At 63.4% G+C, this 14,344-nt stretch carries 13 protein-coding genes; 6 read left to right on the forward strand and 7 right to left on the reverse strand.

Annotated features, from left to right (window positions below):
* Positions 1-76: 76 nt before the first annotated feature.
* Positions 77-2,530: a bifunctional aspartate kinase/homoserine dehydrogenase II gene (locus MM194_RS03220; protein ID WP_241342629.1), complete on the forward strand. Its 2,454-nt coding sequence runs from the start codon at positions 77-79 to the stop codon at positions 2,528-2,530.
* Positions 2,531-2,597: 67 nt separating this feature from the next.
* Here the strand turns inward: MM194_RS03220 and MM194_RS03225 are convergent, their stop codons facing one another.
* The gene (locus MM194_RS03225; RefSeq protein WP_241342631.1) at positions 2,598-3,287 is read right to left on the reverse strand and encodes an LrgB family protein; all 690 of its coding nucleotides are present in this window, start codon (positions 3,285-3,287) and stop codon (positions 2,598-2,600) included.
* Entirely contained in the window at positions 3,280-3,681 is a 402-nt protein-coding gene (locus MM194_RS03230) for a CidA/LrgA family protein (protein ID WP_241342632.1), read from the reverse strand. The genes MM194_RS03225 and MM194_RS03230 overlap by 8 nt, the downstream gene beginning before the upstream one ends.
* Positions 3,682-3,806: 125 nt before the next feature.
* Here MM194_RS03230 and MM194_RS03235 point away from each other — a divergent pair, with 125 nt between their 5' ends.
* Complete coding sequence (locus MM194_RS03235; protein ID WP_218329385.1) at positions 3,807-4,685, forward strand: LysR family transcriptional regulator; 879 nt, start codon at positions 3,807-3,809, stop codon at positions 4,683-4,685.
* Between the two features lie 3 nt (positions 4,686-4,688).
* On the opposite strand, the gene MM194_RS03240 is transcribed toward MM194_RS03235, so the two are convergent.
* Entirely contained in the window at positions 4,689-6,113 is a 1,425-nt protein-coding gene (locus tag MM194_RS03240) for a PLP-dependent aminotransferase family protein (RefSeq protein ID WP_241342633.1), read from the reverse strand.
* On the reverse strand, positions 6,110-6,244 hold the full coding sequence (locus MM194_RS21915) for a hypothetical protein (protein ID WP_277605017.1): 135 nt from the start codon (positions 6,242-6,244) through the stop codon (positions 6,110-6,112). Before MM194_RS21915 ends, MM194_RS03240 begins: the two co-directional genes overlap by 4 nt.
* 131 nt (positions 6,245-6,375) lie before the next feature.
* Here MM194_RS21915 and MM194_RS03245 point away from each other — a divergent pair, with 131 nt between their 5' ends.
* From MM194_RS03245 to MM194_RS03255, 3 genes are read left to right on the forward strand one after another with little or no spacing between them, the layout of a single operon-like run.
* Entirely contained in the window at positions 6,376-6,843 is a 468-nt protein-coding gene (locus tag MM194_RS03245; RefSeq protein ID WP_241342634.1) for an OsmC family protein, read from the forward strand.
* 17 nt (positions 6,844-6,860) lie between these two features.
* A complete protein-coding gene (locus MM194_RS03250) occupies positions 6,861-7,310 on the forward strand; it encodes a rhodanese-like domain-containing protein (protein ID WP_241342635.1) in 450 nt (149 codons plus the stop codon).
* 7 nt (positions 7,311-7,317) lie between these two features.
* On the forward strand, positions 7,318-8,019 hold the full coding sequence (locus MM194_RS03255; protein WP_241342731.1) for a GNAT family protein: 702 nt from the start codon (positions 7,318-7,320) through the stop codon (positions 8,017-8,019).
* Positions 8,020-8,113: 94 nt separating this feature from the next.
* Here the strand turns inward: MM194_RS03255 and ybaK are convergent, their stop codons facing one another.
* A complete protein-coding gene (gene ybaK / locus MM194_RS03260; protein ID WP_241342636.1) occupies positions 8,114-8,584 on the reverse strand; it encodes a Cys-tRNA(Pro) deacylase in 471 nt (156 codons plus the stop codon).
* Positions 8,585-8,786: 202 nt separating this feature from the next.
* On the opposite strand from ybaK, the gene MM194_RS03265 reads away from it, so the two are divergent.
* Positions 8,787-10,268 (forward strand): diguanylate cyclase, encoded by a 1,482-nt coding sequence (locus tag MM194_RS03265; protein ID WP_241342637.1) that lies wholly within the window; start codon positions 8,787-8,789, stop codon positions 10,266-10,268.
* 354 nt (positions 10,269-10,622) lie between these two features.
* Here the strand turns inward: MM194_RS03265 and MM194_RS03270 are convergent, their stop codons facing one another.
* Together MM194_RS03270 and ppc are read right to left on the reverse strand one after the other, a co-directional pair.
* Positions 10,623-11,201 carry a hypothetical protein gene (locus MM194_RS03270; RefSeq protein ID WP_152598964.1) on the reverse strand — a complete coding sequence of 193 codons (579 nt, stop codon included), beginning with the start codon at positions 11,199-11,201 and terminating at the stop codon, positions 10,623-10,625.
* Between the two features lie 482 nt (positions 11,202-11,683).
* Positions 11,684-14,317: a phosphoenolpyruvate carboxylase gene (gene ppc / locus MM194_RS03275; RefSeq protein WP_033128895.1), complete on the reverse strand. Its 2,634-nt coding sequence runs from the start codon at positions 14,315-14,317 to the stop codon at positions 11,684-11,686.
* Between the last annotated feature and the right edge of the window lie 27 nt (positions 14,318-14,344).

A 14,344-nucleotide genomic window follows, 5' to 3' on the forward strand; every position in this document is an offset into this window, starting at 1 on the left:
GGGTATCGGCAGGTTCGCCGACCCACGGACAGGGCGTGCTGCCGGCAGCAAGACGCAGGAACAGGTGGTGATCTAAATGGAACAGCAGCAAGGAGAGGTAGCAGTGGCAGCAGAAGCGGTACTGAAGCGGCGCCATGTGCACAAGTTTGGCGGCAGCAGTCTGGCGGATCCGGTCTGTTATCGCCGGGTCGCGGCCATCGTCGAGCAGCAGGTCGGCGGCCATGAACTGATCGTGGTCTCCGCCGCCGGCAAGACCACCAACCGGCTGATCCAGCTGGTGGAGCTGGCGGAAGCCGGGGACGAGGCCGCCGGTGAGGCCATCACCGCCCTGCACGCCTATCAGCAGAGTCTGATCGACGGCCTGCTAGAAGGGGAACTGCAGCTCGATTTGAGCAAGCAGCTCGCCGACGATACCCAGCTGATCGCCAAGACCCTGGAGGGGCAGTTCGATCGCTTCGAGCGCAACGGCCTGCTCGCCTTCGGCGAGGTGTGGTCGGCGCGCCTGTTGGCCGCCCTGCTCAGCAACCGTGGCGAGCCCGCCATCTGGCTCGACGCCCGCAGCTTCCTGCGCGCGGAAGACGGCGCCCTGGTCAAGGTCAACACCGCCATCTCCAGCGAGTTGCTCAAGGCCCGTCTGGCGGAACATCCCGGCCGCATCGTCGTGACCGGCTTCATCGCCGCGGATCTGGAGGGGCGCTCCTTGCTGCTCGGCCGCAACGGCTCCGACTATAGCGCGAGCCTCTTGGCGGCGCTGGCGGATGGGGAATCCACCACCATCTGGAGCGACGTGGCCGGGGTCTACAGCGCGGATCCGCGCCGGGTTAAGGAGGCGCGCCTGCTGGAGCGCCTGAGCCTGTCGGAGGCCAACGAGCTGGCTCGTCTCGGCTCCTCTGTATTGCATTCTCGCACCCTGCAGCCGGTGGCCGACAGCCGCCAGCGCCTCACCCTGCGCTGCAGCTACAACCCGGACGAGGGTTGCACCCACATACTACGCCGGGCACCGCGCTCCGGCGGCGCCCGCATCGTCTCCTCGGTGGATCAGATAGCGCTCATCGAACTCAAGGTGCTGCCCCAGACCAGCTTTGATCAGACGGTGGCGACCATCGAGGCCCATCTGGCCCGCCATCGCCTCCACCCGCTCACCCTGCAACGCCAGCCGGATCGGCGGGTGCTGCGTCTGGCCTACACCCTCGAGGTGGCGGAAGGGGCCTTCGAGGTGCTGCGGGACTTCCAGCTGCAGGGCAGCTTCACCGGCCTGATCCAGAAGGAGGGCTTCAGCCTGGTGGCCCTGGTCGGCGCCGGGGTGACCGACAATGCCGAACAGTGCCACCGCTTCTATCAGCTGCTGGCGGATCAACCCCTGGAGTTCGTGCAGGTGGCCAGAGACGGCCTGAGCCTGGTGGCGGTGCTGCGCCAGGTGGTGCTCGAGCCCCTGCTCATCGCCCTGCACGGCGCCCTGTTCAGCCGCCCGACCCGGGTCGGGTTGGTGGTATTTGGCAAGGGCAACATCGGCGGCCACTGGCTGGCGCTCTACGCCCGCGAGAAGGCGCGGCTCGAGCACGAGCTCAATCTGGCGCTCACCCTCTACGGAGTGTTCGACTCCAAGGGGGGCGTGCTGGACGAGGAGGGGCTGGATCCCCTCAAGGTGCGTGACAACTTCGATCCCAGGCCGCTGATCTGGCCCGAGCTGCTGGGCCAGCTGGAGCAGCACGGCTTCGACAGCCTGATCGCGCTCGATCTCACCGCCAGCGAGACGGTGAGCCGCTATTATCCTGACTTCGCCCAGCTCGGTTGCCACATCATCGCCGCCAACAAGTTTGCCGGCGCCGCCGAGAGCGAGTTCTACCAACGCATCAAGCAGACTTGCCGCGATCACCAGGTGCAGTGGCGCTACAACGCCACCGTCGGCGCCGGTCTGCCCATCCAGTCCAGCATCCAGATGCTGCGTCAGAGCGGCGATCGCATCCAGGGGGTCTCCGGCATCTTCTCCGGCACCCTCTCCTGGCTGTTCCAGCAATATGACGGCACGCGCCCCTTCTCCGAGCTGGTGGACGAGGCCTGGCAGCACGGCCTGACCGAGCCGGATCCCCGTGAGGATCTCTCCGGCCAGGACGTGCGCCGCAAGCTGCTGATCCTGGCGCGGGAGGCGGGCTTCGAGCTCGACTCCGCCGATATCGAGCTGGAGAATCTGGTGCCTGTGGCCCTGCGCAAGGTCAGCACGGATCAGTTCATGGACAGGCTCAAGGAGCTGGATGATCCCATCCAGAGCGCGTTCGAGGGGGCACGCCGGGTCGGCAAGGTGCTGCGCTACGTGGCCCGCTTCGAGCATGACGGCAAGGCGCGGGTCGGGCTTGAGACCCTGGAGCCGCACCATCCGTTCGCAAACCTCTTGCCCTGTGACAACGTGTTCGCCATCGAGAGCGACAGCTATCGCACCAACCCGCTGGTCATTCAGGGGCCGGGGGCGGGGCGCGAGGTGACGGCGGCGGCCATCCAGTACGATCTGTGGCAGATCTGCGCCAGCCTCTGAGGGGCTAGTCGATAGAACAAAGAAGAGGCGCCCAGGGGCGCCTCTTCTCGTTGGTGGTCACAATGCCTTACCAGAGCAGCTTGCCCAGCAGGGGGGCGAGCAGCACTGTGGCCATGCCGGCTATCATCATCACCATGCTGGAGACCACCCCCTCCTCGTTGCCCATCTGGTAGGCCCTGGCGGTGCCCGCGCCGTGGGCCGAGGCACCGAAGCCTGCCCCCTTGCCGAGGCGGCTGCGGATGGCGAGCACCGTCAGCACGCTCTCGCCGACCGCCATGCCGATCACCCCGGTCAGCACCACGAACAGGGCGGTGAGATCGGCATTGCCGCCGACCGAGCGGGTCGCCTCCACCGCGAAGGGGGTGGTGATGGATCTCATGGCCATGCTGCGCTGCAGCAGCTCTGAGAGGTGCAGCCAGCGGGCCAGCAGCACAGTGCTGCCCACCGCCATGAGCACGGAGGCGAGCACCCCCACCGACAGGGAGAGCCAGTGGCGGCGCATCAACTGGCGGTTCTCGTAGACCGGCACCGCGAAGGCGACGGTGGCCGGGCCCAGCAGCCACAGCAGCCAGTGCGACTGGGCCATGTAGTCCTGATAGGGGATGTGGAACAGCATCACCACCGCCACCAGCAGGGCCGGCGCCAGCAGCAGCGGCATCAGCGGCAGTATGCGCTTGCGGCCATAGAGCCACTTGCTGGCGTAGTAGAACAGCAGGGTGAGGGCGAAGCAGAGCAGGCCGAGCAGGGTGTCAGACATGGCGGCGGCTCCGGCGGGCCAGCATCAGTTCGAAGCGATAGACTCTGTCCACCACCAGTGCGGTAGTGCCAAGCACCAAGATTGTGCTAATAACCAGCACCAACATGATGCGCCACCCCTCTTGAAGCAGCAGATCCTGATAGTTGATCACGGCCACCACGGCGGGCACGAAGAACAGCAGCATCTCCGCCAGCAGCCAGCGGGCACCGGCGCTGAACCAGCGGACCTTGACCACCCCGAGCAGGATGCAGGCGAGCAGCAACAGCATGCCGGTCAGGTTGGCGGGCAGGGGCAGGTGGAAGGTGCGCACCGCGGTGTCGGCCAGCAGCCAGATGGCGGCCAGCAGGGCGATTTGGAAGGGGGTTTGTAGCCAGCGCAGGCAGAAGGCTTTCATGATGGGCGTCTTTCTGTGAACCTGGTCACAGTATAAGGGGGGGCCAAACCTGCAAAAAATGAATTTAAATTATGAAAAATATGCCAAATTGGCATTATTTAGCGAACCCCTCCGACGAGCGTCCCATGGATATCCGAGCCCTGCGTTACTTTGTCGAACTGGTGCGGGAGCAGAGCTTCACCCGCGCCTCCGAGAAGCTGTTTGTCACCCAACCCACTATCAGCAAGATGATCCGCAACATGGAGGAGGAGCTGGGTCAGCCCTTGCTCAACCGGGAGGGGCACAGCTTCACCCTGACCGACAGCGGCCAGGTGCTGTTTGCCCGTGGCCAGCTGATCCTGGCCCAGATGCAGCAGCTGGAGGCTGAGCTCGCGGATCTGCAGAGCCTGCAGCACGGGCGCCTCGCGCTCGGTATCCCGCCCATGGTGGGCCACGTCTATGCGGATCTCATCCGCACCTACCGCAGCCGCTACCCCAGGGTGGAGCTCTCCATCGTCGAATATGGTGGCCGTCGCATCGAGCAGGCGGTGCTGGAGGGGGAGCTGGATCTCGCCATCACCATGTTGCCGACCAGGGAGGGGGGCGCCCTGAGCGCGCTGGAGCTGGATTGCTACCCGATCCAGGTGGTGCTGCCGGACCTGCCGCGCTGGCGCGAGCGCAACGAGATCCGGCTGGAAGATCTGCAGGAGGAGCCCTTCCTGCTCTACACCCAGGCTTTCACCCTGAGCGAGCGGCTGGAGCAGGCCTGCCAGCAGGCGGGCTTCGTGCCCCAGGTGGCGGCGCGCAGCAGCCAGTGGGACTTTCTCACCGCCATGGTGCGCAGCGGCATGGGAGTCGCCTTCCTGCCCGAGCCCATCTGCCGGCGGCTGACCCCGGACGGGTTGGTGTTGCGCCCCCTGCTGCCGGAGCTGAGCTGGCGACTCGGGGTGATCTGGCCGAGCCGGCGCTACCTCTCCCGCACCGCCGAGGCCTGGCTGGCCCTGTGCCGCGAGAGCCACGGCTGAGCCTCAGCCGCGCAGCAGGGCGCCCAGTTGGCGACATAGTCTGCGAAGGGTCTGGTTGTCGAGGCAGCCAAAGCCGAGCAGCCAGCCCTCCAGCCCGGGTTCGCCGAGGTAGAACTGGCCGAGGGGGCGCAGGCCCAGCCCCAGGGCGTTGGCGGCGTCGGTCCAGCGGGCCTCGCCACCCGGCGGCAGCAGCACGGCACACTGCAGCCCGGCGCCGCTGTGGATGGGGGTGAGCAGGGGGCAGTGCTCGGCCAGTTCGCTCAGCAGCAGATCCCGCCGGCTCTGGTAGAGCAGACGACTCTGGCGCAGGTGGGTGGCGAAGTGGCCGGCGCGGATGAAGTCTGCGGTGACCGCCTGCTGCAGCTGGTTGCTGTGACCGTCGAAGGCGGCGCGGGCCCGGCTGAAGGCCTCCATCAGGGGGCGCGGCAGCACCAGGAAGGCGAGGCGCAAGGAACCAAACAGCACCTTGCTGAAGGTGCCAACATAGAGGACCCGCCCCTGACCATCCAGCCCCTGCAGGGCGGGCAGCGGGCGCTGATCGTACTGATATTCCCCGTCGTAATCATCTTCCAAAATCCAGGCGCCGTGCCGCTCGGCCTCGGCCAGCAAGGCCATCCGCCGCGGCAGGCTCATGGGCACGCCGAGGGGATACTGATGGGCCGGGGTGCAGTAGATGAGCCTTGGCCGCGGATGTTCCCCCGCCGGGTTGAGACCTTCCTCGTCAACCGGCACCGGATGGACGCGGGCGCCGGCACTCTCCAGCGCGGTGCGCGCACCCGGGTAGCCGGGATCCTCCACCCAGACGCTGTCGCCGGCATCGATGAGCAGCTGGGTCGCCAGCAAGATGCCCTGCTGGGAGCTGGTGAGGATCAGGATCTGATCCGGCTCGCACTGCACCCCCCGCGACTGCACCAGATAGCTGCTGATGGCGGCGCGAAGCGGAGCCAAGCCTTGTGGATCCCCGTAGTTCATCCAGTCGCTGGCGCGCTGGCGCCACTGCTGCTGCATCAGCCGCCCCCAGAGTGCCTGGGGAAAGAGGCGCGGATCCGGCTGACTGGAGGCGAAGGAGTCACCCACCTGGGGCGCGTTATGGCAGGCCCCGCCCGCCGCCATCTCCTGACCGCGGCGCGACAGCCCGGCCGCCGACTGGGGCGGCCTGGGGGCGGGGCGCACTGCCGCCAGGGCGACGAAGCTGCCGGCCCCCACCCTGCGCACCAGGTAGCCCTCCGCCTCCAGCCGGCCGTAGGCCAGCTCCACCGTGCTGCGGGAGACGCCGAGATCCCGCGCCAGCATGCGGCTGGCGGGCAGCCGGCTGTGCTGGGGCAGGTGACCCGCGAGTATGGCTTCCCGCAGGGTGCGCACCAGCTGCTCGTGCAGGGGCAGGTCGTTTTGCTGCTGGTCGGCGAAGAGGGTCGGCAGGGCGGTCATATTGGGCTCCTCATGGACCAGGGCAGATGAACCCCCACCAAGATGGCGTCGCGCAAGGTGCGCACCAGCTGCTCGTGCAGGGGCAGATCGTTTTGCTGCTGGTCGGCGAAGAGCGTCGGCAGGGCGGTCATGGTTCTCTCCAGAGTGGGCTGGGGTCGCATAATTGGTCTGTCCATCTTGGCAAAATTGGTCGGCGTGGCAAGGCCATTTTCTCGCTACATTGAGTGAACGGAGCAGATTTTATCCATCACAAGGAGTCGGGATGTCTGAATTTGGTGCGGTGATCAGCTGGCAGCGGGGGAGCGACGAGCCCTTCGTGGATCAGCGTTACAGTCGAGCCCACAGCTGGGAATTTGACGGCGGCGTGCGGGTGCCGGCCTCCTCTTCCCCCCATGTGGTGCCCTTGCCCTATTCGGTGGCGGAGCACGTCGATCCGGAAGAGGCCTTCGTCGCCTCCCTCTCCAGCTGCCACATGCTGACCTTCCTCTGGCTGGCGGCCAGGGCGGGCTATCGGGTGGAGAGCTACCGGGACCAGGCGGTCGGCGTCATGGAGGCGGACGAGCGCGGCCGCCAGTCCATCACCCGCGTCACCCTGCGCCCCAGGGTGGTATTCGGGGGTGATCGCCAGCCAACCCTGGTCGAGCTGGAGCGGTTGCACCACCAGGCCCACGAGGAGTGTTTCATCGCGAACTCGGTCAGAACCCTGGTCACCACAGAAGTCGTGGCTTAATCACAAGGAGCTTTCACATGAGTCAGGTATTGAGTACAGGGGTGGCGAGCCCCGCCGAGGCCAGCGCCTTCTTCGAGGCCCAGCTGGCATACCGCACCGATCCGGCGGATCTGGCCGCGGACCTGCTGAGCGGGGAGGCGAGTGAGGGCGGGAAGATAGTGGTCATCGACACCCGCTCCCCCGCGCACTACGCCGAGGGCCATATCCCGGGGGCGGTCTCCTTCCCCCATCGAACCATGAACCCGGCCAGCACCGCGGCCCTGTCGAGAGACAAGGTTTATGTCTGCTACTGCGATGGCATCGGCTGCAACGGCTCGACTCAGGGGGCCTACAAGCTGGCGGCGCTGGGCTTTCGGGTGAAAGAGTTGATCGGTGGCCTGCACTGGTGGCGTCAGGACGGTTTCGCCGTCGCCACCGGCGGCGAGGCCGGTGTCTTGTTGGAAGGAGGGATTGCCTGTGCCTGTTAAGCCATCGATGAACGAGTTCGATCAACCTGTTGGCGCCGAGGTGCCGGGCTGGGCGGGGGCCGAGTTTCCACCCCACGCTGAGCTGAGCGGTTGGGGCTGCCGGTTGGAGCCGCTGGATCCCGAGCGTCACTGCGGCTCGCTCTGGCAGGCGTTTGGCGCCGACAGCGGGGCCATGTGGACCTATCTCACCAGCGGTCCCTTCGAGGATGAGGCGGCCATGCTGGCCTGGCTGCAACAGAGCGCCGCCAAGGCCGATCCCCAGTTCTATGCGATCGTGGACGAGGCGAGTGGCAAGGCGCTGGGGCTCGCCAGCTATCTGCGCATCGATCCCGCCGCGGGTAGCATAGAGGTGGGCTGGCTGCACTTCTCACCGGCCATGCAGCGTACCCGCCTCTCTACCGCGGCCATGGCGCTGATGATGGCCAATGCCTTCGCGCTCGGCTACCGCCGCTACGAGTGGAAGTGCAACGATTTCAACTGGCCCTCGCGCCAGGCTGCGCTGCGGCTCGGCTTCAGCTACGAGGGGACCTTCCGTCAGGCGCGGGTGGACAAGGGCCGCAATCGAGATACCGCCTGGTTCTCGGTGATCGATGGGGAATGGCCGGCCCTGAAAACGGCCTTCGAACGCTGGCTGGCGGATGAGAACTTCGATGAACAGGGGCGCCAGATATTGCGCCTCTCCGATCTTCGCCTGCCGCACCAAGGGTGATTAGGTTGGCATCCATGGCTGGCTCATAAGAGTGGCAGGCCCATAAAACGAGAGAGGCCCCGGATTGCGGGGCCTCTCTCGTTCATTCTGTGGCTTAGTCGTGATGATCGCCAATGGGGGCGGCGATCCACTTCAGAAGGCGAAGCATGTCTTGCGGCGCCACCCCGACCGAGAGGCCGCGCTTGCCGCCGCTCACCAGGATCTCGTCAAACGCCATGGCGGAGTCGTCCAGCACGGTCGGCAGCAACTTCTTCTGGGCCAGCGGGCTGATGCCCCCCACCTTGTAACCGGTCAGCTTCTCGGCCTCCGCCGGCTTCATCATCTCCACCTTCTTCAGCCCCGCCGCCTTGGCGAGCTGCTTCAGGCTGCACAGGCCCGATGACGGCACTATGGCCACCACCGCCTGCTTGTCGTGATGGGCGATCAGGGTCTTGAACACCTGGGCCTCCGGCAGGCCGAGCTGGGTCGCGGCATGCTTGCCGAAATCGTCGTGAGCTTCGCACTCATAGGGGTAGAGCTTGTGGGGGATCTTGAGCTTTTTCAGCAGGTTGATAGCGGGGGTCATCAGATTTCCTCGAGCCGGAACAAGGCCAGACAGTCTGCGCCCAGTCGGCTGGCGTGGCAAGAGGTGCCCAGATTCGGCTCTTCTCCCGGACATGACGGGCGTGGCCAGATTGAAAATGCGTGGGCCGATGAGCTGAGTTCTTGATCCCGCATGTCTACACTGGATGTGGCTATCTGTTGGCGATACGAAAGGAATCGTGGCCATGAATATCCCGGTGTCCAGCTCTCTCGATATTGGCGCTCTCGGCCGTTATGACGCCCTCGCCCGATTGACCGCCCTCGATCGCGCCTATGGCATCGTCGAGTTCGATCTCGCTGGCCACATCGTCTCGGTCAACGCGCTGTTCTGCGCCATCCTCGACTATCACCCCGAGGCGCTGATCGGCCAGTCCCATCTGCTGCTGCTACCCCCCGAGCAACATGGCGAGCACGACCGCTTCTGGCAGGGGGTGCTCTGCGGCAAGATCCATACCGGCGCCTTTCACCGCATTGCGCGGGGAGGCAGGAGTGTCTGGATCCACGCCACCTACACCCCGATCACCGACGAGGCGGGTGCCTTGCTCGGGGTGATCAAGCTGGCCCACGACATCACTCCCGAGGTGCTGGCCGAGCAGCTCGTCGAACAGCAGAGCCAGCTGTTCGACATCATAGTCGCCGCTCATCAGGGCTTTCTGTTGGATCGCAACCTCGCTTCCGCCTGCGACACCGTGTTCGAGCGGCTGCTCAGCGTCAGCCAGAGTGCCTATGGATTCATCGGCATAGTCCAGTACGAGGACGAGCAACCCAGCCTCTACGTCCCCTCCATCTCCAATCTCTCCTGGGACGAGGCCACCCATGCCTGGTATGAGCAACAGCGCCAGAGCAGAGGCGGGCTCATCTTCAGCAAACTCGACAACCTGTTTGGTCATGTGGTGACCCACAACACCCTGGTGTGCTGCAACGATCTGCCGCGCCATCCGGCGAGCCGCGGCACCTCCCCTCGCGGTCACCCGCATCTGGACTGCTTCCTTGGCATCCCGCTTCGTCACAAGGGGGAGGCCATCGGCATGATCGCCCTGGCCAACCGTCCGGGTGGCTTCGACGAGACCCTGGTGACCCTGCTCGAGCCGCTCACCACCGCCCTCGGCACCCTGGTTCACGCCCGCAACCTGGAGGACGAACGCGGCCGGATGGAGCGGGAGCTGCGCTTCAACGCCGAGCACGATTTCCTCACCAAACTGCCCAATCGCAGCAGTTTCTTCAGCCAAACCAACCTCCTGCTCGATCGTTTCTTGCGCCACCCGGCCGAGGGGAATACCTGTTGCCTGGCTCTGATCGACATCGATTTTTTCAAACAGATCAACGATGAACATGGTCATCTTGCCGGGGATGCGGTGCTGGAGACGCTGGCCCAGTTGCTGATGCAGGCAGTGCGCGGCAGCGATCTGGTGGCCCGCTTCGGCGGGGAGGAGTTCATCATGCTGCTGCGCGGCGTTACCCTCGGCGATGCCCGATCCCTGATGGATCACATCCGCCAGCAGATAGAGCGTCATCCCTTTCTGTATCAGGAGCGCGAGCTTGCCGTCACCATCAGCGTGGGGGTCACCCCCTATCAGCCGGATTATCAGCGGGTGGACGACTGGCTGCAATGCGTCGACCTGCGTCTCTACGAGGCCAAGCGCCTCGGCCGCAACCGCATCGCATAAGGCTTGTCGGACACAGGGAGGGATATGTGCGTAAATAGAAAGGGCGCCACTGTGGCGCCCTTTTGTGTGGGGAAGTCGCGCCGGATCAATTGGTGTTACGCACCCTGAGTCGAGTTGCGGCATGCTTGTCAACATCGCCGGGAGCCTCGTAATCGAAGGGGTAGAGTTTGTGGGGGGATCTTGAGCTTTTTCAGCAGATTGATAGCTGGGTAATCAGATTTACTCGAGCCTGAGCAAGGTCCAACAGTCTGCTTCTGCAAGGGGTAGGGCGACGGCTGATATTTAATGCTTGAATTTTAATAGCCATAAAAATGTAGCCACGGCTAAGTGGCTACATGTTGGATACTATTTTTATTACATAGGTTCAAGATAGATAAATATCGTGTCTTGGCCTGTGACTGCCGGGTCGTAATACCCTCTGAGTCTGGAGTTCTTATGGCCGCTAATGCCGTCAGTGTCATTAACAGTGGAAACGGAACCAGAGGTCATGTCGACAACTATGGCTTGCCTTTCGCCACCGTATTCATACTTTAAATAATCATTGCCGTTTGATTCATAAGGGAACAAATCATCAGAGCTCCCCCCATCATTCAAGTCCAGCATCTGAATTTTAGCACCGGTATATTCGAATCGAGCTTGTCCGTTATCCCAGTCGAAGATGAATTCATCACCCATGGCAAAGGTTATGGTACCAGGATCACCCACATCCTCTAAGCGAACCTTGAGAGGTATGGTGCCTATATTGTTGATAAGTTTAACATACCTTATGTCTGCCTTATTGAAATACACATTTTGAGTAGGATCAAATTGTGAGCCTGGAGTATTACTCGTTTGCTGAGCACCAGCGGCAGTTGATACCACATCATTATTTTCACCAGCAATTGCGTTGCCGATACATGCGGAAAGCAAAGCTGTCAGCAGAATCTTTTTCATAGTTTTATCCCAGTGGTTATCTCGTCTTACAGTATTTTTATTTGGCACTGTTATCGTGCCTATTCACGATAATTGCGCAGTTGAGTCCAAGCAACGAAAATGAGAGTCATGTTTATAGGTTTTTAATTCGCATCACAAAAAAACAAATTCGATCGTATTCGTTACATGGACGTTAAGTTTTCATACAGCATCATGTGTTATATGGATACTTCAACACATAAAATTCAATCATATTCAGTTCTGGTTATGTTAATGCTTTAAAATATGTGTCATTGCCATATGCCGTGATCTCTTATAAAAAACGCTGATGTGCTACTGAGTGAGTAAGATGGGCATAGCATCTATACACCTGTCGGTAGATTGGGTTTTCATCTCCAACGGAGAGGGATATCAGGACATCAGACGAGACAATCATGGAAATAGAAAGGGCGCCATTGTGGCGCCCTTTGACTTGATGGAAGGAGAGCTTGATAGCCCGCCTGTCAACCGGTGTTGCGCATACCTGCCGCTATACCGGCGATGGTCACCATCAGCGCCTGATCCAGCTCGGGGTGCAGGATCTCGGCGTGGTTGCGCGAGCGGCCAAGCAGCTCGACCTGCAGCACGTTGAGGGGATCCGTGTAGGGGTTGCGCAGCTTGATGGACTCCTTGATCCAGGGCTGGTCGTCGAGCAAGTCGCCCTGCGGGCGCAGCTCCAGCACCACCTGAATGGAGTCGGAGAGCTCCTGACGCAGCTGCTTGCCGAGGGCCCACAGCTCTTGCGGCACCAGACGGGTGTCGTAGTACTCCGCCAGCCAGAGGTCGGCCTTGAGGAACACCATCTCCAGCATCTCGAGGCGGGTGCGGAAGAAGGGCCACTGGCGACTCATCTCGTCCAGCACGCTCTTGTGGCCGTCATCTATGGCTTGCTGCAGCCCCTTGTGGGCGCCGAGCCAGGCCGGCAGCATCAGCCGGTTCTGGGTCCAGGCGAAGATCCAGGGGATGGCGCGCAGGCTCTCGACGCCGCCGTTGGGCTTGCGCTTGGCGGGACGGGAGCCGAGCGGCAGCTTGCCGAGCTCCATCTCCGGGGTGGCGGCGCGGAAGTAGGGCACGAAGTCAGGATGACCGCGCACTATGCTGCGGTAGTGCTCGCAGGAGGCCTCGGCCACCTGTTCGATCACGGCGCGCCAGCTCTCTTTGGGCTTGGGCGGCGGCAGCAGGTTCCCTTCCAGCACGGCGCTGGTGTAGAGATTCAGGCTGTGGATGGCGACCTTGGGCAGGCCGAACTTGAAGCGGATCATCTCGCCTTGTTCGGTCACCCGCAGGCCACCGCGCAGGGAGCCCGGCGGTTGGGAGAGGATTGCCTGATGGGCGGGGGCGCCGCCGCGACCGACGGTGCCACCACGGCCGTGGAACAGGGTGAGGCGCAGGTTGTTGGCCTCGGCCAGCGCCACCAGGGATTCCATGGCGGCGTACTGGGCCCAGCCGGCGGCCATCATGCCCGCATCCTTGGCGGAGTCCGAGTAGCCGATCATGATGTACTGACGGCCCTGGATGTAACCGCGATACCAATCCACCGACAGCAGGCGCTCCATCACGGCGGTGCCTGCCATCAGATCTTCCTGGGTCTCGAACAGCGGCGCCACCGGCATGCGGAACTTGCAACCGGCTTCTTTCAGCAGCAGTTGCACCGCCAGGACGTCGGAGGGGGCGCCGGCCATGGAGATGATGTAGATGCCGAACGCATCCGGATCGTGCTCGGCGATGACCCGACAGGTGTCTATGGTCTCGCGGGTCTCGGCGCTCGGCTCCCAGTCGGTGGGGATCAGCGGGCGGCGGGAGTTCAGCTCATTGAGCAGGAAGGCCTGCTTGTCGTCCTCGCTCCACTCGGCGTAGTCGCCCATGCCGAGGTAGCGGGTCAGCTCGGAGAAGACCTGGCCGTGGCGCTCGCCATCCTGGCGGATGTCCAGCTTGACCAGATGGATGCCGAAACAGGCCAGCTTGCGCAGCACGTCCAGCAGCATGCCATCGGCGATGTTGCCCATGCCGCAGGCGTGCAGGGAGTGGTAGCAGAGCTCCAGCGGCTCGCGCAGCTGGGCCGTGGTCTTGACCAGATCCCGGCTCTCGCTGACCTGACCCTGCACCTTGGCGGTGAGGAATTCCTGGGTCTCGCGCAGTTGCTCGCGCAGTTCGCGCACCAGGGCGCGGTAGGGCTCGGGCTGATCGCCCACCCGCTCGCGCAGGGCGTCTGTGCAATCGGCCATGGAGAGCTCGGAGGTGAGCTCCTTGATGTCTTTGTAGAACAGGTTCACCGCCATCCAGCGGCCCAGCTCCAGCACCTCGGCGGTCACCTTGGCGGTGACGAAGGGGTTGCCGTCACGGTCGCCGCCCATCCAGGAGGTGAACTTGACCGGCGCGGCATCCAGCGGCAGGCGCACGCCAAGGTGCTGCTGCAGACGCTCGTCCAGGGTGCGCATGAATTCGGGAATGGCGGGCCAGAGGCTGTTTTCCACCACGGCGAAGCCCCACTTGGCCTCGTCCACCGGGGTCGGGCGCTGTTCGCGGATCTCGTTGGTGTGCCAGGCCTGATTGACCAGCTGTTCGATGCGATTGAGGATCTTGTCCCGCTCGCGGGGCAGCAGATCGGACAGTTCCAGCGCTTCCAGGCAGTCGTTGAGCTGCACGTGCTTGTGGATCAGGGTGCGACGGGTCACCTCGGTCGGGTGGGCGGTCAGCACCAGATCGATATCCAGCTCGCGTACGGCCTGGATGATGGCCTCCTGCGACAGGTTGGAGGCCTTGAGCTTGGCAAACATCTGCTCTAGCGGATCCGGGGTGCTTTCCTGCTCTTCGCTGCGGCGGGAGATGGTGTGGAACTGCTCCGCCACGTTGGCCAGGTTGAGGAACTGGCTGAAGGCGCGGGCCACCGGCAGCAGCTCGTCATCGGAGAGGGTGCGCAGGGTTTCGAGCAGCGACTCACGGTCTGCCTCATTGCCCTTGCGGGAGGACTTGGCCAGCTGACGAATGGTCTCGATCTTGTCGAGGAAGGCCTGTCCCTGATGATCCTTGATGGACTTGCCCAGCAGTTGGCCCAGCATGCCTACGTTGGCGCGTAGAGCGGCGTACTTTTCGTTCATTCCACATCCTTATTTTGTTGGTGCCTC

It is taken from the genome of Aeromonas sp. MR16 (assembly GCF_022549315.1).
Classification (GTDB): Bacteria; Pseudomonadota; Gammaproteobacteria; order Enterobacterales; family Aeromonadaceae; genus Aeromonas; species Aeromonas aquatica.

Coding starts and splice junctions, on each gene's coding strand:
- MM194_RS03240 (WP_241342633.1), bottom strand. CDS start 6,113: ATGACCGCCCTGCCGACCCTCTTCGCCGACCAGCAGCAAAACGACCTG.
- MM194_RS03225 (WP_241342631.1), bottom strand. CDS start 3,287: ATGTCTGACACCCTGCTCGGCCTGCTCTGCTTCGCCCTCACCCTGCTG.
- MM194_RS03250 (WP_241342635.1), top strand. CDS start 6,861: ATGAGTCAGGTATTGAGTACAGGGGTGGCGAGCCCCGCCGAGGCCAGC.
- ybaK (WP_241342636.1), bottom strand. CDS start 8,584: ATGACCCCCGCTATCAACCTGCTGAAAAAGCTCAAGATCCCCCACAAG.
- MM194_RS03220 (WP_241342629.1), top strand. CDS start 77: ATGGAACAGCAGCAAGGAGAGGTAGCAGTGGCAGCAGAAGCGGTACTG.
- ppc (WP_033128895.1), bottom strand. CDS start 14,317: ATGAACGAAAAGTACGCCGCTCTACGCGCCAACGTAGGCATGCTGGGC.
- MM194_RS03265 (WP_241342637.1), top strand. CDS start 8,787: ATGAATATCCCGGTGTCCAGCTCTCTCGATATTGGCGCTCTCGGCCGT.
- MM194_RS21915 (WP_277605017.1), bottom strand. CDS start 6,244: ATGACCGCCCTGCCGACGCTCTTCGCCGACCAGCAGCAAAACGATCTG.
- MM194_RS03270 (WP_152598964.1), bottom strand. CDS start 11,201: ATGAAAAAGATTCTGCTGACAGCTTTGCTTTCCGCATGTATCGGCAAC.
- MM194_RS03230 (WP_241342632.1), bottom strand. CDS start 3,681: ATGAAAGCCTTCTGCCTGCGCTGGCTACAAACCCCCTTCCAAATCGCC.
- MM194_RS03245 (WP_241342634.1), top strand. CDS start 6,376: ATGTCTGAATTTGGTGCGGTGATCAGCTGGCAGCGGGGGAGCGACGAG.
- MM194_RS03235 (WP_218329385.1), top strand. CDS start 3,807: ATGGATATCCGAGCCCTGCGTTACTTTGTCGAACTGGTGCGGGAGCAG.
- MM194_RS03255 (WP_241342731.1), top strand. CDS start 7,318: ATGAACGAGTTCGATCAACCTGTTGGCGCCGAGGTGCCGGGCTGGGCG.